13 protein-coding genes are annotated in these 18439 nt (G+C 70.4%); 7 read left to right on the top strand and 6 right to left on the bottom strand.

Annotation, left to right across the window (positions count from 1 at the left end; translation table 11 throughout):
• Positions 1-95 precede the first annotated feature (95 nt).
• Entirely contained in the window at positions 96-767 is a 672-nt protein-coding gene (locus tag G4D87_RS15810; protein WP_163782900.1) for a hypothetical protein, read from the bottom strand.
• Positions 768-980: 213 nt separating this feature from the next.
• Here G4D87_RS15810 and G4D87_RS15805 point away from each other — a divergent pair, with 213 nt between their 5' ends.
• Together G4D87_RS15805 and G4D87_RS15800 are read left to right on the top strand one after the other, a co-directional pair.
• Positions 981-2291: a pectin acetylesterase-family hydrolase gene (locus tag G4D87_RS15805; protein ID WP_163782899.1), complete on the top strand. Its 1311-nt coding sequence runs from the start codon at positions 981-983 to the stop codon at positions 2289-2291.
• A 157-nt stretch (positions 2292-2448) separates the two neighbouring features.
• Complete coding sequence (locus tag G4D87_RS15800) at positions 2449-3471, top strand: metal-dependent hydrolase (RefSeq protein WP_163782898.1); 1023 nt, start codon at positions 2449-2451, stop codon at positions 3469-3471.
• A gap of 68 nt (positions 3472-3539) precedes the next feature.
• Here G4D87_RS15800 and G4D87_RS15795 read toward each other — a convergent pair whose 3' ends face one another.
• The 4 genes from G4D87_RS15795 to G4D87_RS15780 all read right to left on the bottom strand — a co-directional run bounded on the left by G4D87_RS15795 (position 3540) and on the right by G4D87_RS15780 (position 9041).
• Positions 3540-4976 carry a DUF1552 domain-containing protein gene (locus tag G4D87_RS15795; protein ID WP_163782897.1) on the bottom strand — a complete coding sequence of 479 codons (1437 nt, stop codon included), beginning with the start codon at positions 4974-4976 and terminating at the stop codon, positions 3540-3542.
• Positions 4977-4981: 5 nt separating this feature from the next.
• Positions 4982-6685 carry a DUF1592 domain-containing protein gene (locus G4D87_RS15790; protein WP_163782896.1) on the bottom strand — a complete coding sequence of 568 codons (1704 nt, stop codon included), beginning with the start codon at positions 6683-6685 and terminating at the stop codon, positions 4982-4984.
• A gap of 196 nt (positions 6686-6881) precedes the next feature.
• A complete protein-coding gene (gene rpiA, locus G4D87_RS15785) occupies positions 6882-7592 on the bottom strand; it encodes a ribose-5-phosphate isomerase RpiA (RefSeq protein ID WP_163782895.1) in 711 nt (236 codons plus the stop codon).
• Between the two features lie 81 nt (positions 7593-7673).
• Complete coding sequence (locus G4D87_RS15780) at positions 7674-9041, bottom strand: SBBP repeat-containing protein (RefSeq protein WP_240358311.1); 1368 nt, start codon at positions 9039-9041, stop codon at positions 7674-7676.
• 262 nt (positions 9042-9303) lie between these two features.
• On the opposite strand from G4D87_RS15780, the gene G4D87_RS15775 reads away from it, so the two are divergent.
• The 3 genes from G4D87_RS15775 to G4D87_RS15765 are packed head-to-tail and all read left to right on the top strand — an operon-like array spanning position 9304 to position 16001.
• On the top strand, positions 9304-10191 hold the full coding sequence (locus tag G4D87_RS15775) for a LysR family transcriptional regulator (RefSeq protein WP_240358310.1): 888 nt from the start codon (positions 9304-9306) through the stop codon (positions 10189-10191).
• Between the two features lie 48 nt (positions 10192-10239).
• Complete coding sequence (locus tag G4D87_RS15770; protein WP_240358309.1) at positions 10240-14931, top strand: nSTAND1 domain-containing NTPase; 4692 nt, start codon at positions 10240-10242, stop codon at positions 14929-14931.
• Positions 14932-14945: 14 nt separating this feature from the next.
• Complete coding sequence (locus tag G4D87_RS15765) at positions 14946-16001, top strand: trypsin-like serine peptidase (RefSeq protein WP_163782892.1); 1056 nt, start codon at positions 14946-14948, stop codon at positions 15999-16001.
• Positions 16002-16008: 7 nt separating this feature from the next.
• Here G4D87_RS15765 and G4D87_RS15760 read toward each other — a convergent pair whose 3' ends face one another.
• Positions 16009-17370 carry a right-handed parallel beta-helix repeat-containing protein gene (locus tag G4D87_RS15760; protein WP_163782891.1) on the bottom strand — a complete coding sequence of 454 codons (1362 nt, stop codon included), beginning with the start codon at positions 17368-17370 and terminating at the stop codon, positions 16009-16011.
• Between the two features lie 105 nt (positions 17371-17475).
• On the opposite strand from G4D87_RS15760, the gene G4D87_RS15755 reads away from it, so the two are divergent.
• The gene (locus G4D87_RS15755; RefSeq protein WP_163782890.1) at positions 17476-17844 is read left to right on the top strand and encodes an arsenate reductase family protein; all 369 of its coding nucleotides are present in this window, start codon (positions 17476-17478) and stop codon (positions 17842-17844) included.
• Between the two features lie 87 nt (positions 17845-17931).
• Positions 17932-18439 (top strand): GspE/PulE/PilB domain-containing protein (locus G4D87_RS15750; RefSeq protein WP_504112561.1); only part of this gene is annotated, 508 nt, incomplete at its 3' end.

Here is an 18439-nt window from a genome sequence, read left to right as displayed (position 1 = left end):
GGGGAAACGCCCTCCCCCACCCCGCGGAGTCTCGGCCGCGCCCGCGCAAACACTGTCCGGAGGTGGACAGTCTCCCCGCCCGCCCGACAGAGCGCTCAGGGCGACTGCTGGCCCTGGCGCCACGCCTCGCGGCGGCGCTCCTGGGCTTCCCGTCGGTCGAGCGCGTCCTGCTCCTGCGCCGGCAGCTCCGCCAGCCGCGTGCGGTGCATGTTGATGCTCAGCTCGTAGAGTCCCCGGTCCCGCTCCGGCAGCACGTCACCGAACTGGGTCAACACCTCGGTGGAGAAGGTGATGAAGTCCTCGGACACCTGCCGACGGTGGCCGTAGTACTCGTGAATCTGCTCCACCGTGGCCTCGGCGGACAGCACCTTGCCGTAGAGCTCGTTCCAGCGGCGGGACTCCCCTTCGCGGCGCTCCAGCTCGGCCGGGTCCTGCGTGGGCGCGCCCATCCGCCAGTAGAGGTTGTCGGGCAGCTTCGCGCGAATCACCTGCAGGTCCACCGGGTGCACCTTGGGCGTGTTGTCGTCCGGCACTTCCTCGGGCGGCCGCGTCAGGTCCAACGGCGGCGGCGTGGCCCGCGGCGGAGGCGGCGGCGTGCGCGCCACGGCCTGCGGCGCCACGGGCGTGGCGGTCGTCTGGACGACGGCGGGCGCCTCCGGCGTCACCGGCTCCGCGTCCTGGCGAAGCGCGTACACCAGCGCCGCCACCACGAGGCCCGTCGCCACGACGAGGCCGGGCAGGCCCTTCCTCCATGCATTCACGGCCATGCCGCTCCGAATACCGCGCACGGCGTGGGCGCGGCAACCTCCCACCGCGAATGGCGCAATGCATCACCCACAATGCTGCAATGCGTTGTCTCCTTGGCGCGATGCAGCACCTACGTCCCGCTCGTCGGCGGCATGAAACAACCACAATCCTCCTGACTCTGATGCAACGCTATTGTATACACGGCTTTTCCAACTAAACCCGGAGGTCCCCGAATGAAGAACCTGGTCCTTGCAGGACTCACGGCCGCCGCGCTCGTGCCCGCAGCCGCACGCGCGGAGGTGGTGATGTCCTCCATCGTCGACGTGCTGGTGGACGGTGGCAACAACTACAACTGGCAGAAGGTGGAGCTGCCGGGAACCAAGTGTGGCAATGGCTCCCAGTTCAAGTTCTGGGTGCACCGCACGGGTTCGCCCAACCTGATGTTCCTGTTCGAGGGCGGCGGCGCGTGCTGGGATTACGACACGTGTAGCGGCCGCGCGGGCCTGCTGGGCGCCGCCAACCCGAACGGCATCGCCGACGACTACATCACCCAGTTCACGGCCAAGTACGTGTCGCCGCTCGTCAACGGCGCGGACCCGGGCCTGCCGGGCCGCAGCAAGACGGACCTGGTGACGAAGAACTGGAACATCGTCTACGTGCCGTACTGCACCGGTGACGTGCACGTGGGCAACAACGTGGCCACCTACGTCGATTCGACGGGGCAGAACCCGCCGCTGACGTGGCACCACAACGGCTACGGCAACACGCTGGCGATCGCGAACTACGCGAAGACGCAGTTCCCCAACGTCCAGAAGATGCTGATGACGGGCTACAGCGCGGGTGGCACGGCGACGGCGGCCGGCTACTACTTCGTGCGCAAGGCCATCAACCCGGCGCGCGGCTACCTGCTCAACGACTCCGGCCCCATCTTCCTGGCGCCCAACGCGAACTTCCGCTCGCGCGCGCTGCACGAGAAGATTCGCCAGTCGTGGAACCTGAACTCCGTCTTCTCCCTGCTGCCGGGCACGTTCAGCCAGGGCGACTTCGGCACCATCAACCGCATGGTGGCGCAGGAGTTCCCCAACGACCAGCTCGCCTACACGGGCTACTCGCGCGACTACAACTATTCGCGCTTCTCCTATGAGCGCTTCCACGCGCCCAACGACAAGGAGTCCGTGCTGGGCTACTGGAAGCAGGACCAGGACGCGCTGGTCACCGAGCTGAACAAGTACAACAACTTCAGCTACTTCATCCCGCACGAGCGCGCCATCAACTCCAGCCACTGCAGCACCATCATCACCTTCATCGGCGCGCACGCCTGCCAGCAGATGGAGAAGAAGCGCCACTGGTACGAGTACCTCGAGTTCCCGTGGAGCCAGACGTACAAGTGCTACAGCGAGTTCGTGGGCATGGACACGTTCCTGTCGCGGTGGATCAACGGCAACCAGCGCATCCGCATCTACGAGCCCGCCAACGGCTACAACGCCGAGGACCCGGGCATGCAGATTGTCGCGCCGCTCATCAACGGCGCCCTGGGCGGGTAGCCACCGCCTGACGCCGGGCCTGGCCCGGTGACGCCACACCTGGAGCGGGACGCCAGAGGACTCCTGGCGTCCCGCTTCGCCGTTTCAGGGGCCGGGCGGATGGCGCCTCCCCCGCCGCTGGCCACGCGGCCCGCGGGGCGGTAGACGAAGCCCCGCCATGGACAACCTCACCCACGGACTGCTCGGGCTCGCCATTGGCGCCATGCGCAAGCCCGACGTGCGCCCCGGCGCCCCGGAGCGCGCCTCCCCCACGGACCGCGCGGTGCTGGTGGCGTCGGTGCTCGCCGCGGAGTTGCCAGATTTGGACACCCTGCTGGCGCGCGGCGACGCGGTGACGGTGGCGCTCCAGGCCCACCGGGGGCTGTCCCACGCGCTCATCGCCGCGCCGCTGGTGGCGCTCACCGCCACGCTGGCCGCCCGCGCCTGCTTCCGCGGCGCGCGGCTGGCGCCCGTGTTCCTCACCAGTCTGGCCTCCGTCGTCTTCGCGCACCTGCTGCCCGACTTGTGGACGGGCTGGGGGACGCGGGTGCTGCTCCCCTTCTCCGACAGCCGCCTGAGCCTGGACTGGACGATGGTGGTGGACCCCTGGGTGACGCTGCCCCTGCTCGCCGGCGCCGTCCTGGCCTGGCGCCGGCGCGCGGCCTGGCGCAAGACGCTGCTGTGGAGCGCGGCGTGCTCCGCCGCGTACGTGGGCTTCCGCGTGGCCACCTGGGCGGTGCTGACGCAGCGGGTGGAGGCGACCTACCCCGCCGCGCAGGCCGTGCGCGTCTTTCCCCAGCCCTTCTCCGTGAGCACGTGGCGCTACGTGGCCACGCTGCCCGGCGACGTCTTCGCCGCCGGCGCGGTCCCCCTGCTGGGCCCGCCCGCCGAGGCCCGGCGCGCGGAGGCCTCCGGAAGCGCGCTGCCGGAGGACGTGCGGGCCGTGCCGACGGTGCGCGAGGCGCTCGCCTGGGCCCGCTTCCCGCTCGTGCGGTGGGAGCCGCTCGAGGACGGGGGCCGGAGGGTGCGCATCGCCGACCTGCGCTACCACCTGCGCGGCGAGCCGACGCTGGCCTTCGTCATCCACCTGGACGCGGCCAACGCCGTGACGCACGCCCGGCTGGAGCGCGGCGGCAGCGCCGGCGAGCTGCTGCGCCGCTGGCGGGGCGCTGACGCCCAGCCCACCACCGCGGCGCCCTGAAGAGACACGAAGGCCCCGGCGGAAGCACGCCGCTTCCACCGGGGCCGGACTTCAGGCCCGAGCGCCGCTCAGGTGAGGCCCGGCAGCTCCCCCGTGTAGTCGGGGTGGCCGAACGTATTCACATTCACGCCGAAGGCCCGGGCAATGGAGACCAGCAGCTTGTTGTGCGCCACGGCGCCATTCAGCGGCGTGCCGGGGCCCGTCCAGCCGCCCAGCGGGTTGGAGCCCGCGGGGCGCACGCGCAGGAAGCGGCCCATGCGGAAGCGGCCTGCCGCCCCGCCCGCGAGCACGGTGGGGACGCGCACGTTCATGTGGCCGGACGCGTCCCCCAGCTCGTTGCCCCAGTAGATGAGCGTGTTGTCCAGCGCGGTGCCGCTGCCCTCCGGGATGGCGGCCAGCTGCGTCATCAGGTAGGCGAGCTGCTCGGCGTACCACCGCTGCACCTGCACCATCTTCCCGCGGATGGTGGACCGGCGGGGCTCCTCCTGCACGTCCAGCAGGTGGGCGAGGTCGTTGTGCGTGTCCTCGTGGATGCCCAGCCAGGGCATGGACGGCCCCGGAATCGTCATGGTGACGACGCGCGTCAAATCACACGCGAAGGCGCGCGCGATGAGGTCCATGTGCAGCCGCGTGAGCGTCGGCATGTTGTTGAGGTTGCCCAGGCCGCCCAGGCCGTAGGACGGCACCTCGAGGTTGGCGGCGCACTCAGCGCCCCCGGTCTGCAGTTGGGACACGGGCGCCGGGTCCGTGCTCAGCGTGCCCAGGCGCCGCTCGATGTCGCGCAGCGCCTCCAGGTGCGTCTCCAGCTTCTGACGCTCGGCGCCCGCCAGGCGGTTGCGCAGGCGCGTGGCGTCCTTCACCAGGAAGTCCAGCACGCTCTTGCGGCGCGCCCGGTTGCCCGCCACCTCCGCCGGGTCCGCGGACGGCGGGGGCGCCTCACCGAAGAGGCGCCGGTACACGTTGGCCGGGTCGCGCTCGAAGGGGACGCGCGAGCCGTTCGCCGTGAAGCTGATGCTGTTGTAGACGTGCTGGCCGCCGAACTGCTCCCAGGCGTTGAGCTGCAGGGAGCGGAAGCGCGTGCCACCGCCGATGTGGTTGCCCAGCACCTGGTCCAGGGAGGCGCTCTCCGGCAGGTGGTCACCGCTGCCGGTGTTCACCTTGCTGCCGGTGAGGAACGTCACCGGGCCGCCTTCGTGGCCCGTCAGGCCCTGCTCGTAGAGGACCTGGTAGTCCAGGCCGTCCAGCACCAGGAGCTTGTCCCGGTGCGGCTGGAGCGGCGCGAGCATGGAGTTGGGGAAGTCGAGCGTGAAGCTCGACTCCGAGCCCTGGGGATTCCAGAACTCCGGAAGGCAGCCGTGAGAGGTAAACAGGGCCACGAAGCGCAGCGGTGGCGCGGTGCCCTGGGCGTAGGCGTCGGTGGTGCCGAGCAGGTTGGCCAGGGGGAGCGCCGCCGTCGAGCCGGCCAGCGCCTGGAGCAGGGAGCGTCGGGAAAGTTCGCGGAGCATGGGGGCTACTCGGGGGAAGAGGTACGCCGGTGGACGAAATACGGGGAGCGCACGAGGCCGACGAGCGCATCACCCAGCCGCCACTCCGGGTTGGCCCGGAACAGGGACCGCATGTCGGCCAGCATGTGCTCGTCGACGGGGGCCTCGTCCCGTCCCATGGCGAAGCGGAAGAGCTGGAGCGGCACGCAGTCCCCCACGTCATCGCTGGTCGCCAGCACGCGGGCCAGCGCCGCGGCGCCCGTGAAGGGGACGGTGCCATGGGCGAGCTCCACGGAGCCGGAGGCATCCACCGCCAGGCCGTTCTCCTCCGTGCGGTGCTTGCCCAGGCCGTCGAAGTCCTCGAAGCCGAAGCCGATGGGGTCCAGGGAGCGGTGACAGCTCGCGCACGTCGGGTTGTTGGTGTGGGCGGCGAAGCGCTCACGCGTGGTGCGGTCCAGCACCGGCTCCGGCGGGATGATGGAGATGGTGGCCGGCGGCGGCGGCACCTCGCGGCACAGCAGGCGGTGCAGGATGAACTTGCCGCGGCGGATGGGCGAGCTGGAGTCGAAGAGCGCGTAGGTGGCTAGCACGCTGGCGTGGGTGAGGATGCCCGCGCGCTCGGGCGGCAGCGGCAGCCGGCCCGGCGTGCCGTCCGGCGTGGTGGGCTGGGAGCCGTAGAAGTACGCCATGCGCGCGTCGGCATAGGTGTAGTCGGCGTTGAGCAGCTCGCGGACGGAGCCGTTGCGCTCCTTCAGGATGTGGTTGATGAAGTCCCGCGTCTCCGCGTGGCTGGAGACCTTGAAGGCCGCGCTGAAGGCCGGGAACACCTGGTTGTTCTTGGTGAGGTTGGCCTGGCCGGTGAGGCCCAGCCACTCCTCGACGAAGCGGTACAGGTGCCGCTGCGCCGCGGGCGTGGCCAGCAGCCGGCGGGCGTGCTTCTCGCGCTCGTCCGGCGAATCGAGCTGGCCCGCCTCCGCCGCGGCCAGCAGCTCCGCGTCGGCGGGGCCGGCGGTGATGGCGAAGGCCAGCGCGGTGGCGACCTCGTGCGGCGTCAGCCGCACCACCTGGTTGGCGCCCGCGCCCTCCGCGCCCAGCTCGGTGCGGTACAGGAAGGACGCCGAGGAGAAGATGGCCTGGAGCGCGACGCGCGCCGAGGTGGCCGGGTCCGTCCCCTTGCGCGCCTCCCGCCACAGCACCATGAAGTCGGCGACCTCGTCATCGGTGACGGGCCGGCGGTAGGCGCGCGTGGCGATGCCGCGGATGAACTTCTCCCCGCACTCCTGCTCCGGCACGTCCGCCGCGCACGTCCAGTCCTCACGCAGTTGAACCTTGCCGTACTCGGCGAGGTTGCTGGCGGCCACGTCAATCTGATCCGCCAGCAGGGAGGTGACCTGCAGCCGGTCGTGGGTGGAGAACCCGAGGATGGTGTCCTCCGGCGCGAAGGAGTACGTCATCACCAACGGCACCGTCGTGGGGAAGATGGCGTTGACGCTGTTGTCGTACTCCGCGCGCGTCATGCGCCGCACACGCGTCGCCGAGGCCTCGTCGACTTCAGGAGGTGTCCCTGACGAGACCTTGCCGGGAGAGCACGACGCCGCTGACAACAGCAAGGTCGCGGAAACGGAGAAACGGAAGAGTCGCATACGCAAGGCACCCTCGAACCAGCCACCCCCAGATGGGCCCCCTCTGAAGTGCTGGCTGACGGACGATTCTAACCGCTTCACCAACACGGTCCGTCACGATTCTAGCGCGGCGCTTCAGCGCCCCTGGACGTCCAGGCAAGCTGCGGGATTGCGCTGGGATTGACGCCGCGCGGCGGTGAATACAAGGAATACATAAAATACTGGCCACACAGTCGCCTACGTTGGCGCTGTTTGCCTTCTGGGTGTGGCGGGACACCGGGTGTGAGGGCACACCGGGTTGACCTCACCGCGCGCGGTGCTCCACGCCGTGCGGCCCGGCCACCACCAGGTCCGTGGTGAGGTTCAGGAACAAACCGTGGCCCAGGATTCCCGCGCGCGCGCCCAGGCTCGCGGCCAGCGACGCGGGCGCGTCCATGGGACCGAAGGCACAGTCGAGCACGAGGTTGCCCTGGTCCGTGAGGAAGGGCTCGCCGCCGGCGCCGTGCCGGACGGAGACGCGCGCGCCGAGCGACTCGAGGAACCGCGCCTGGGAGCGCCAACCGAAGGACAGCACCTCCACCGGCACCGGCCCGTGCGTGCCCAGCACGGGGGACAGCTTTCCCGTGTCCACCACGATGACGACGCGCTGGCTTGCTTGCGCGACGATCTTCTCGCGCAGCAGCGCGCCACCTCCGCCCTTGATGAGGGACAGGTCCGGCGCCACTTCGTCCGCGCCGTCGATGGTGACGTCCAGCACGGGGTGCGTGTCCAGCGTCGTCACGGGCACGCCCCAGGAGCGCGCCAGCGCCTCCGTGGCGCGGGAGGTGGGCACGCCCACCACGTCCAACAGCCGCCCCTGCGCGCGCAGCGCGGCCAACCGCTGGACGGCGAAGGCCGCGGTGCTGCCCGTGCCCAGCCCCACCACCATGCCCGGCTGGAGGAAACCGTCCACCGCCCATTCAGCGGCCGCTTGTTTGTAGCGGGCCGTCGCCGCGCCGTCGTCCTGCTGGCTCATTGAGGAAGCGTAGCGCGGCGGCGCGCGCGTTGGCCGAGGCCCCCCGCGCGCGGTGTCCCGTGCTGGACTGCGAGCGGCTTGTCAGAGGCCCTTGGAGTCCCCTCGGGGCCCCCACGGCCCGGGCTCATCCGGCAACGTGGCGCCATCCAGGAAGCGGTACAGCACCGCGTCGTAGCCACCCGCGCTGGGGAAGCTGGACGCCTGCCCCAAGGTGTAGCCCACCAGATAGACGGCGCCGTCCTGCGAGGTGGCCACGCCCTGGCCACGGTCCGCCGACGCGGAGCCCACCTGCCGGAAATCCAGCCACGTGCCGTGGCTGTCGTAGCTGGCCAGGAACATGTCGGTGCTCCCGAGCGACGGCTCGCCGCCCATGGCGCCGGAGGTGAATCCCGCCAGGTAGACACGGCCCTCCTTGCCCACCGCCACCGACTGCGCGTAGTCGGTGGTCGCCGTGCCAAGCTGCCGCGTCCAATGCCAGCGGCCTTCGGTGTCGTACTTCACCAGCACGGCGTCATAGGACCCCAGGCGGACGTTCCCCTCCAGCGAGCCCGACGTGTAGCCCGACACGTAGACGCCGCCATCGTCCGCCACCGCGACGCCGGTGCCGAACTCGTCATGCGAGGAGCCGAGCTGGCGAATCCACAGCGGCTCGCCCAGGACGCTGTACTTCGTCAGGAACAGGTCCACCGTGTTGCCCGGGTTCGTCACGCCGTCGAGGCTGCCGAAGGTGTAGCCGGTGACGTAGACGTCCTCCTCGCGGCTCACGGCCACGCCCAGCGCCACGTCGCTGCGCGCGGAGCCGAACTGCCGCAGCCAATAGGGATTGCCGCCCGTGTCGAACTTGGCCACCACCACGTCGTAATTGCCCTGCGGGGCCGAGCCATCGAAGCGCCCCAGCGAGTAGCCGCTGACGAAGACGGCGTCCTGTGACGCCAGCCGCGTGGCGGCGATGCCCGTGGCGTAGTCATCCGTGGCGGTGCCGAACTGCCGGACCCACTGGAAGACGCCCTTCGCGTCGTACTTCGCCATGAACAGGTCCGTGCCGCCGGCGTTCTCGTAGAAGCTGAAGCTGCCCCACGTGTAGCCCGCGACGTAGACGTTGCCGGCCTCGTCCGCGGACACCGCGAGCGCACGGTCATTCGCGGACGTTCCCAGCTGCCGCGTCCACAGCAGCGCGCCCGCGGCGTCGTACTTCGAAACGTAGGCGTCCTGGCCCCCCGCCGAGGGGTCCGCGCCGAGCCGCCCGCTGGTGTAGCCCGCCGTGAAGATGGCGTCGCCCGAGGTGGTGACCGCCTGTGCCAGCTCGTCCTGCGGGCTGCCAGACTGGTGCACCCAGCTGGTGACTTGTTGCAACGGAGGCGCCTTCGCGAGCGCGGCCCCGGGAAGACTCAGCAGCGCCCAGCCACCCAGGACTCCGCACGCGCTCCACCGCTGCCAACCACGAACCATGGGCGACTCCTCGGGATGAAAATCTCTGCCCGCACTCTACGCAGCCAGCAGGCGTTGAGAATCCCGAACGACGCCATCCCTGAGAGGGAAATACGTGACGCGGCGTGTTGGCACCGTGTCACTTGAGACTGCGCGTGAAACACAAACCCGGCTACTCCGGATTAGAGGCGCCAGGTCCCGCGAGCCCCGGGCATGAGCAAGCCATGGGGGGCCTTCCTCAAAGAAGTGCCTGGGCTTGTCTGAAAATTGCACAATGTCGGGCATGAACGTCACGTTGGAGCAGGCCCGCGCCCTGGACGCCCTCGCCCGCCACGGCACCTTCACGGCCGCGGCGGAGGCCCTGCGAAAGGGACACACGGCGGTGATGTACGCGCTGCGCACGCTCGAGGCGCAGACGGAGCTGACGCTGCTCGACCGGCGCGGCTACCGCACCCGGCTGACGCCCGCCGGGGAGCGGATTCTGGAGCACTGCCGCAAGCTGCTGGTCGCCGAGCGCGAGCTGGAGGCCGCGTGCGCGGAGATTCGCGCCGGCTGGGAGCCCGCGCTGCGCATCGTCTTCGACGGCATCTTCCCCGCGGAGCCCTTGCTGCGCGTGGTGAAGGAGCTGCGCGCCGAGGGCGCCAGCACCCGCTTCCATGTCTCCGCGGAGTTCCTCTCCGGCGTGGAGGCGGCCTTCGCGCGCGAGGAGGCGGACCTGATGGTGACGCTGCTGCCGCCCACCGTGCCGGGCCTGCGCACGTACCGCCTGCCGGAGCTCAAGGCCATCCTGGTGGCCCACCGGGGACATCCCCTGGCCCGGCGGCGGGGACCGTTGAAGGACGAGGACCTGGCCGAGCACCTGGTGCTCACGGTGCGCGGCTCGGACCCGCGGCTCCAACTCAGCACCGGCGCGCTGGAGACGCGCTCCACGGTGCACCTCAATGACTTCGCGGCGAAGAAGGCCGCCATCATGGAAGGGCTGGGCTTCGGGTGGCTGCCCGAATACATGGCCGCCCGCGAGCTGCGCCGGGGCGAGCTGAAGGCGCTGAAGCTGGCGGGCGACGCCACCCACGCGTTCCATCCCCAGCTCCACCATCGCGCGGGCATCACCCTGGGACGGGCCGCCCGCCGTGTCGTGGAGGCGCTCACGGAGACGGAATCCACCTCCTGAGTGCGCCTGGAATCAGCGCTGGGTGCGCGTGCTAGCTTCGCGCTCATCATGAAAGGCAGTGACCTCCGAGAAGGCGTCGTTCGCGTATTGAGCAGGGATCGGCAGCACGTCCTCGGAACAGGGTTCTTCGTCACCGAGCGCCTGGTGGTGACGTGCTGGCACGTGCTCGACACGCTCGGCGACGCCGAGCGAGACGCCATCTGCCTGGAGGTGCTTCAGAGCCACGAGAAGGCCTCGGCGCGGCTGCGGCTCGACGCATCGAGTCCGACGGACGTGGCGGACCTCGCGGTGCTGGAGCTGACGCGCCCGCTCCGAGGGCCCTCCACCCCGCTCCCCCTGGGCAGCGCGGAGCGGAGCGCGGACCACCGCTTCGCCACGTTCGGATTTCCGCGGGGCTTCGATGACACGGGCACCTGGGCCCGCGGCACCATCGGCTACGCGACGGGGGACGGCGACTTCCGCAAGCTGCTGCTGCACGGCTCGGACATCCGGGAGGGCTTCAGCGGCGGTCCCCTCTTCGATGAGCAGACGCGGCGCGTGGTGGGCGTGGTGCGCTTCAAGGCCGCGGCCTCGGAGGCGCGGGAGGCGTATGCGACGCCCACGGAGCAGCTGCTCGCGCGCTGTCCGGCGCTGCGCGCTTCCGAGGACTGCCCCTACCGGGACCTGGCGTCGTTCCGTGAATCGGACGCGCGGTTCTGGAAGGGACGCGGCCGGGTGCTGGACGAGCAGCTGCTGCCGCTGCTGGCGAAGCTGCCCCGGTTCGTGGAGGTCTCCGGCCCGTCGGGCAGCGGCAAGTCGTCGCTGCTCCACGCGGGGCTGATTCCCGCGCTGCGGAATGGAACGTCCATTCCGGGCAGCCAGCACTGGGACGTCCGGGCCCTGCGCCCGGGACTGGAGCCGTTCGCCGCGCTGGATGACGCGGGCCTGCCCGCGGGAGAGGCGCTGGTGGGGCGCGTCCAGGCGTGGCGGACCGCGAATCCGGAGCCAGGGAAGCGGCTGGTGCTGGTCATCGACCAGTTGGAGGACGTGCTCCTGCGCGGCAGTAGCGCGGAGCTGGCGCGGCATCAACGATTCCTCCAGCAGCTCTCCGCGCTCGCGGACGCGCCGTTGCCAGTGACGTGCGTGGTGGCGCTGCGCGAGGGGTTCGACGCGGTGCTGTCCGAGCGCGCGCCGAGGCTGCGCTCCTTGCTCGGTGAGCACCGGGTGCAGGTGCCGTCGGTGCTGACGCCCTCGGAGCTTCGGGAAATCATCTCCGGTCCGGCCCGGGAGGTGGGGCTGCGCTTCGACCCGCCCGAGGTGGTGGACTCCATCGCCCTGGCCGCGCAGGAGGAGTTCCGCGTGGAGTCCGGCGCGGGCGCTCGCGTCACCGTGCTCCCGTTGCTGGAGGTTGCGCTGACGCAGCTGTGGCAGGCGTCGCGGGATGGCGCGATGACCCTGGAGTCCTTCAACGCCAGCGCGGGGCTGCTCGGCTCCCTGGCGCGCTGGGCGGACAGCGTCTACGAACCGCTGAAGCCCTCGGAGCGCCGGCTGGCGGACCGGCTGCTGCTGGAGCTGGTGCAGTTGGGTGAGGCGGACAGCGGCCTGGAGGACAAGGGACGCCGGGTGCCGCTGGAGGTGCTGCGCGGGCGGCTGGGTGAGCAGGCCGAGGTGGACGCGGTGCTCCAGGTGCTCGTCAACGGGCGGCTCCTGGTGACGTCCCAGGACGGCCATCAGCGGCGAGAGACGGTGGAGCTGATTCACGACGCGCTCCTCACGCACTGGCAGCGCTTCGTGAAGCTGCGCACCGAGGACCGGGCCTTCCGGCGCTGGCACGAAGCCGTGCAGGCCGACGCGGAGCGGTGGTGGGAAGCGGAGCGCGCGCAGCAGCGGCAGGAAGCCGAGCACCGGCTGCCGCGAGGCGAGGCGCTCACCCGCGCGCAGGCGATGCTCGCCCTCCATGCGCACCAGACGAGCGCGCTGGCCCAGCGGTACGTCCTGCGCGGCCAGGAAGCAGCGCGGCGGCGGCAGGGACGGGCACGGCGCAACCTGTGGCTCGCCCTGGGCGCCTCCGTCAGTGCCCTGCTGGGCGTGAGCGGGTTCTACCTGCGGGCGGTGGCGTCCGAGCAACAGGCCGTGGCAGCGAAGGATGCGGCCGAGCTTGCCGTGGCCGCCGAGGCAGCGACCTCGAAGCGGCTCTCCCAGCAACTGCGCATCTCCGAAGCCGACGCCGTGGTGAGCCTGTCGCGCAGCCCTGGGCGCGAGGTGGAGGCGCTCACCCGGGCCATCCAGCTCGCGGGGAGCCCCCAGGAAGGCCTGGACGCGGCCCAGGATGAAGTGACGGAAGCGCTGACCGAGTCCATCATCGCGTTCCTCTACTCCGCGCCCTTGTCCACGGAGCTCGAGGCGCGCACCGTCGGCGCGTTCTCCCCGGACTCACGGCATCTCGTCACTCGCGGCATCGTGCTGTCTCCGTCCATGCGGTTCGTCAGCCGGCTCTGGGACGTCCGCACCGCCCGCCTGCTGCGCGAGTTCGAGTCCGTCGACCTGTGCCCGGGAGGCGCGCCGATGGAGTGCATGCGTTCGCTGCACGCCGACGTTTCAGGCGTGGACACGCACGCCTTTGGCTTCTCACCTGGAGATGGAACGCTCTGGCTGGGGAGCCGCCAGGGTGCCCTGTTGCGGTGGAGCGCTTCGGGCTCCGTGCCCTCCCTCCCGGACGCCCACCAGGACCAGGTCACCGCCATCTCGTTCTCGGAGCGCGGCGACCGCGTGTTGTCCGCCAGCCGCGACCGCACGGTGAAGCTCTGGGACGCGAACACCGGCCAGAAGCTGCGCGAGCTGACCTTCCAGGAGCCCTGTACCCAAGCCGTGTTGTCGGGCGACGCGCGTTACGCCTGGGTGGGCGGTGAAGAGACGACGTGCCTCTACGACCTGACCTCCGAGGCGCGCCGTATCCGGTGCATCACCACGCATGACCCGGGCCCCTCGGTCGCCTTCTCCCCTTCGAGCAAGCTGGCGGTGCTCGGAGAACGGCGCGGAGACGTGAGCCTCCACTTGATAGACGTGCCCTCGGGCAGGGACTTGCGCACCCTGACGAAACTCGAAGGGCACGCGCTCATGCCGTCCTTCGACGACGAATGCAGCCTCTGGGCCTTCGACGACGTCTTCTCCGCGGCGCTCGCCGTTCGCCTCTGTGACAAAGCCCCCGGCGCAGCCCAGGGCCGCGCGGAGTCCCCGCGGAGGCGACCCCGATGGACGCCCAACCCGCTCTTCGGACGCATCTTCGAAAATGGACGCCGCGTCGCCGAGTTCGCCGATGCGCTCTCCGGCGCGCATCCCTACATCCGGTTTCCCCAGGCCACCCAGCGCTGGATGTTCCGCAAGGGGCCCCTGGACTATCGGGCGGAGCGCGCCCTGGTCGCGCCGGATGGACGCTCGCTGCTCGTCCAGGCCGATCCCGGCCTGACGCGAATGAGCCTCGACATCACCACCTGGGACGAATACGTGCCGGGCGGCTTCGCCGTGTCCGGGGACCTGCGTTGGATGGTGGTGCGGGAGCCCCAAAGCGGCCAGCTCTCGCTCGTCGACAGGCGGACGGCCACCACGACGGGGCTGGGAGACTGTGACGTCACCGGCATGCATCCGCCGCTGGAGGGCGCCTTTTCACGCGACGGTCAGCTCCTCGCCGTCCGCTGTGGCGTGAAGGTCCAGTTCTGGGATGTGAACCACGCGGCGCGTGGACCGCGTTCCCAGCCGCCGCCCATCGAAGCAGGCCTCCACCTCACCTCGCTTCCTGCCCACTGGAGCTGGCAGCGCGCCACCGAGCGCGGCGTGGCCACGCCGCGCGCTCGCGCTCACCTCCGGCGGGATGGGGCGACTGGCGAGGACGGATGCCAGACAACGAAGACGTTCTCACCAAGCGCCCGCGTCGAGTTCTCCCCAGACGGCAAGCACTTCGCCATCGAGGATTCCCGCGCCGTCTACCTGGGCTCCACCGAGGCCTGCCGGCTCACGCACGAAGCGCCCCTGGCCACATCGACGATGACGTCACACGGCGCCTCGTTCTCCCCAAATGGCGAGCGCTTCGTCACCATCTCCAACGTGCCCGAGTCCTCCGCTCTCTGGGAGAGCGCCACGGGGAAGCGGCTGGCACCGCTGCCCACGAGCCAGGGAACCGCCGTCACCGCGTTCTCACCGGACTCGAAGTACTTCGCGGTGGCCAACCACCCCGACGTCTACTGGATGGGGCAGGCCTACCTCTTCGACGCCACACACGGACGGCCGCGGCCCTTGGCGGCCATCGACGGGAAGGTCAAGGCGCTCTCCTTCTCGCCAGATACCTCCCGGCTCATCGCGGTGACGGACAACGCCATCCACCTCTTCGACCCGAAGACGGGCGCGCGCGTGCGCAGAATCACCCTGAGCACGAATATCCAGGTGCGGGTCCATCACGCACAGGGGCGCTTCGGTATCTCGGACATGTCGGGCAGGCTCCATTTCTGGCGGACCGCCGATGGTCGACACGTGGCCGACTTGCATCATGGCGGCCACTCCGGATTGGAGCTGACGGCCGATGCGGCAGGCACGCGCGTCGCGTCCTTCGACTCGGACGGCGCCTATCTCTTCTCCCTCCGGATGGAGGACCTGCTGCGGCAGGCCTGCACGCTCATGCGCGGACGGCGAGAGTACGCGCCGGTCCAGGCCATCTGCGACCCCTCCCTTCTCCCAGCGGCCCCCCTGGCGGGCCCTCCGACGCCGTGAGGAATGACGTCTCCATGAGCGCCGCCGCGAAAGGCCCCAAGCCGAGGCACCGCGCCCTCCGCGACTTGCCGAAGGTCCGCGAGGCGCTACGCCCTGACGGCGTGGAGGCGCTCGTCGCCACGCACTTCCCACCGTCCTGGCGCGTGCACACGTCCGTCGTCGGCAAGGTGACCGCCGACGCACTGCGCGACGAACTGCGTGCCCTGCTGACGACGGGCGCTCAGGTCCTCGCGCGGCTGGAGCACTCAGGAGAAGACACACCGCTGTCCGTCACCGAGCGGACGGCGCTGGAGACGGTCGTCGCCTTCTTCGGCCGTCCTGCCCTCGCCATCCGGAACGGCAGCTTCGGTGCGCCGCCCGTGGGATGGGAGGTGCTGGAGCAACACCGCGAGGACATCGAGCGGACCATCGACGCCACCGGGCGCATCGAGCTGGCCGGGAGCGGCATGCTCGGCACGGGCTTCCTGGTGACGGATGAGCTGGTGATGACCAACCGCCACGTCGCGCAGCACTTCTGTCGGCAGGCGACGGACAGGTGGGTGCTGCGGCTCGGCGTGGTGCCTCGGGTGGACTGGCTGGGTGAGCACCAGCGCGATGCCCAGGCCACCTTCCCCATCCAGGGTGTCGCGGCGATTCACACCGTGCATGACCTGGCGCTGCTGCGACTGGGCGCGCCCACGGGCGCGGTGCTGCGTCCCGCCCCGCTGCGGATCGCCACCCAGGCACCGGACGCGGCGGACTCCCGCGCCTTGTACTGCGTGGGCTACCCGATGAAGGACCACGGCCGGACGCCGCCCGAGGTGCTGCTGCGCATCTTCGAGGACGCGTTTGGCGTGAAGCGGCTCCAGCCCGGGGAACTGCTCTCGCTGGACGTGGCCCGGCAGCAGCTCTCCCATGACTGCTCCACGCTGGGAGGCAGCTCCGGCTCCCCCATCGTGGACCTGGAGACGCACGCCGTGCTAGGCCTGCACTTCGGTGGCACCGGGCAGGAGAATCACGCCGTCGCGCTGTGGCAACTGGCGGACGACCCGCTGCTGAGCCGCGCGGGCGTCCGCTTCGCCAGTCCGTGAGGAGCCGCTACTGCGTCACCACGCCGCAGTCGCCCGTCATGTTCGTGGCCGGCTGTCCATTCACCGTGTTGCCGGTGAAGACGTTGTCGCTGGTGATGACCAGCTCGCCGGTGTTCGAGCCGCGGTTGCAGGTGATGACGCCTCCGGCCCCACCCCGGTTGTTCACGAAGCGATTGCCTCGCATGATGACGGTCCGGGAGCCCCCCATGTCCTCCAACTGGACGGCCGCGCCGGGCCCCAGCGGGATGAAGTTGCTTTCGAACACGTTGCCCTCCAGCAGGTCATTGTCCGGCTGGAAGTAGTGGATGGCGGCGCCACCGCCCAGGTCGAAGATGCCCTGCGGGTTGGGCCACGTGAGGATGGGCCGGTCCCAGAGGTCGCTCGTCAGCGAGCCGCCGAAGGCCTCCACGAAGTTGCCCCGAAACGTGTTGTTGCGCAGCACCGTGTTGCGCCCGTGGGTGATGCACACCGCCCCGCCGCCGGCCATCGACGAGGTGCCCGGCTGCGCGAAGCGGTCGATTTCGCGGATGCGGTTGTTCTCGAAGACGGTGTTCTCCACCCGCGAGCCGTCGGTGAACATCAGGTCCAATGCGCCGCAGTTGGCGGAGGACTCGTTGTCACGGAACACCGAGTCCGTAATCGTCACCGGTCCCGGGTAGTAGACCCACAGCGCGCCACGCGTCCAATCGCGGTCGCTGTTGTACTGATTCTTGCGCACCTTCTCGAAAATCATGTGCTCGAACACCGGGTCGCCCGAGCCCACCGAATTGGCGCCGTAGAAGTTCATCCCCCACCAGCCATGGGGATTGGTGGACGTCAGCAGCACGGGCGCCTCCGCCGTTCCCTGGACCTGGATGGCGCCGTACACGCGGACCTCCACGCGGCCCGCCTGGTGGTTCATCACGTTGTCGGGGGCGTCCGAATCCACGTCGCGCTCCGTCACCTCCGGCTGGCCCCGGAAGTCCAGGATGACGCCCGGCCCCACCGTCAGCACCTGCCCCTGGGGGATGGAGACGACCCCGTTCGCATCGCCCACCACCCGGTACGGCGAGCCCTCCACCGTAAGCCGCCCCGTCAACGTCCCCCTGACAATCGTGCCGCCATCATCGGGGACCTCGATGTCCGGACCCGCGTCCGGCGTGCCAGCGTCGATGTCGCTACCAGCGTCAGTGCCACTGTCCGGCGTGCCCCCGTCGGTGTCACTGCCCGCGTCGGTGCCACTGTCCGGCGTGCCCGCATCCGCGCCGCCGTCCGTCACGCCCGCGTCGTCTCCGGGAGCGAGCCTGTCCTCTGGCCCCGACGAACAGGCGGCAAGCACCAGGAGCACGGGGAGCGCGAACAGCGAACGCGAGCGGCGGAAGGCTTTCATGTCCCTTGGCGCTAACACGCGCTGCTCGCGGCTCGCAAACCGGGTCTGGACGACCCGGGGACTCACTGCTGGGACAGGCGCGGGTGCCCTGTTACAAGCGCGCGCATGGCGAAAGACGTCCTCGTACTCTCATACTCGGGCTGTGGCACCTGCAAGAAGGCGCTGAAGTGGTTGCAGGAGCAAGGTGTGGCCCACCAGGTGCGCCCCATCGTCGACCTGCCGCCCACCGTGGCGGAGCTGAAGCAGTGGATTGCCCGCAGCGGTGTCTCTGTCCGCAAGTGGCTCAACACCAGCGGCCAGAGCTACCGCGCGCTCGGCAAGGCGAAGGTGGATGCCGCCAGCGACGCGGAGCTGGTGGAGTGGCTGGCCGCGGATGGAAAGCTGGTGAAGCGTCCCGTGCTCGTCTCCGGCGACGCCGTCCTCGTGGGCTTCAAGCCCGAGGTCTACGAGCAGCACTTCGCCTCGCGCGGCTGAGCCCCGCCAGCCAGGCAGGCGACCTGGCGAGCCCACGGCCCGCCGCCTCTCGCCGGCCGGGGCGTCGAGTGAAGACCTCATGTCTTCATGGAGACTGGCTCACGACGTCCGCTCGGCGAGATTCTCCTGGAACGGGGAGTGCTCAACCGCGCCCAGCTCCGGGTGGGACTGGTGCATCACCATGAGGTGCATGTCCCGCTCGGGAGGGCGCTGGTGCGAGAGGGCCTCTGCTCCGAAGCCGACGTGCTTCGCGGACTCTCCGAGCAGCTCGGCGTGGACGCGGTGGACCTGGAACGGAACCCGCCCGACGCCGGGCTGCGGAACCACCTCCCCGTCCGCCTGGCGCGCCAGTACCGGGTCGTCCCGCTGCGCATCGAAAAGGTGCTGCTGGACCAGGGCGAGCGGGAAGTGCTCCACATCGCGCTGCCCGCCCCCGTGTCGCTGGAGGCCGTGGACGCCGTTCGCGCCGTGTCCGGCATGCCGCGCGTCGAAGCGCACATCGCCTCGGACGCGGCGCTGACCCGCGCGCTGGCCCACCTCTATGGCATCAAGCCGCCCGCCGAGCCGCCCGCGCCCCCCACGCTCGCGCCCGGAG

This window comes from Myxococcus vastator, assembly GCF_010894475.1.
Taxonomy (GTDB): Bacteria; Myxococcota; Myxococcia; order Myxococcales; family Myxococcaceae; genus Myxococcus; species Myxococcus vastator.
The sequence above is the reverse complement of the archived record's forward strand: the minus strand, read 5'-3'. Positions and strand labels throughout refer to the sequence as shown.

Bases quoted from the DNA above. Each gene is read 5' to 3' on its own strand.
- G4D87_RS15765 (WP_163782892.1), top strand. From the start codon at position 14,946: ATGAGCGCCGCCGCGAAAGGCCCCAAGCCGAGGCACCGCGCCCTCCGC.
- G4D87_RS15805 (WP_163782899.1), top strand. From the start codon at position 981: ATGAAGAACCTGGTCCTTGCAGGACTCACGGCCGCCGCGCTCGTGCCC.
- G4D87_RS15755 (WP_163782890.1), top strand. From the start codon at position 17,476: ATGGCGAAAGACGTCCTCGTACTCTCATACTCGGGCTGTGGCACCTGC.
- rpiA (WP_163782895.1), bottom strand. From the start codon at position 7,592: ATGAGCCAGCAGGACGACGGCGCGGCGACGGCCCGCTACAAACAAGCG.
- G4D87_RS15760 (WP_163782891.1), bottom strand. From the start codon at position 17,370: ATGAAAGCCTTCCGCCGCTCGCGTTCGCTGTTCGCGCTCCCCGTGCTC.
- G4D87_RS15780 (WP_240358311.1), bottom strand. From the start codon at position 9,041: ATGGTTCGTGGTTGGCAGCGGTGGAGCGCGTGCGGAGTCCTGGGTGGC.
- G4D87_RS15795 (WP_163782897.1), bottom strand. From the start codon at position 4,976: ATGCTCCGCGAACTTTCCCGACGCTCCCTGCTCCAGGCGCTGGCCGGC.
- G4D87_RS15770 (WP_240358309.1), top strand. From the start codon at position 10,240: ATGAAAGGCAGTGACCTCCGAGAAGGCGTCGTTCGCGTATTGAGCAGG.
- G4D87_RS15800 (WP_163782898.1), top strand. From the start codon at position 2,449: ATGGACAACCTCACCCACGGACTGCTCGGGCTCGCCATTGGCGCCATG.
- G4D87_RS15810 (WP_163782900.1), bottom strand. From the start codon at position 767: ATGGCCGTGAATGCATGGAGGAAGGGCCTGCCCGGCCTCGTCGTGGCG.
- G4D87_RS15775 (WP_240358310.1), top strand. From the start codon at position 9,304: ATGAACGTCACGTTGGAGCAGGCCCGCGCCCTGGACGCCCTCGCCCGC.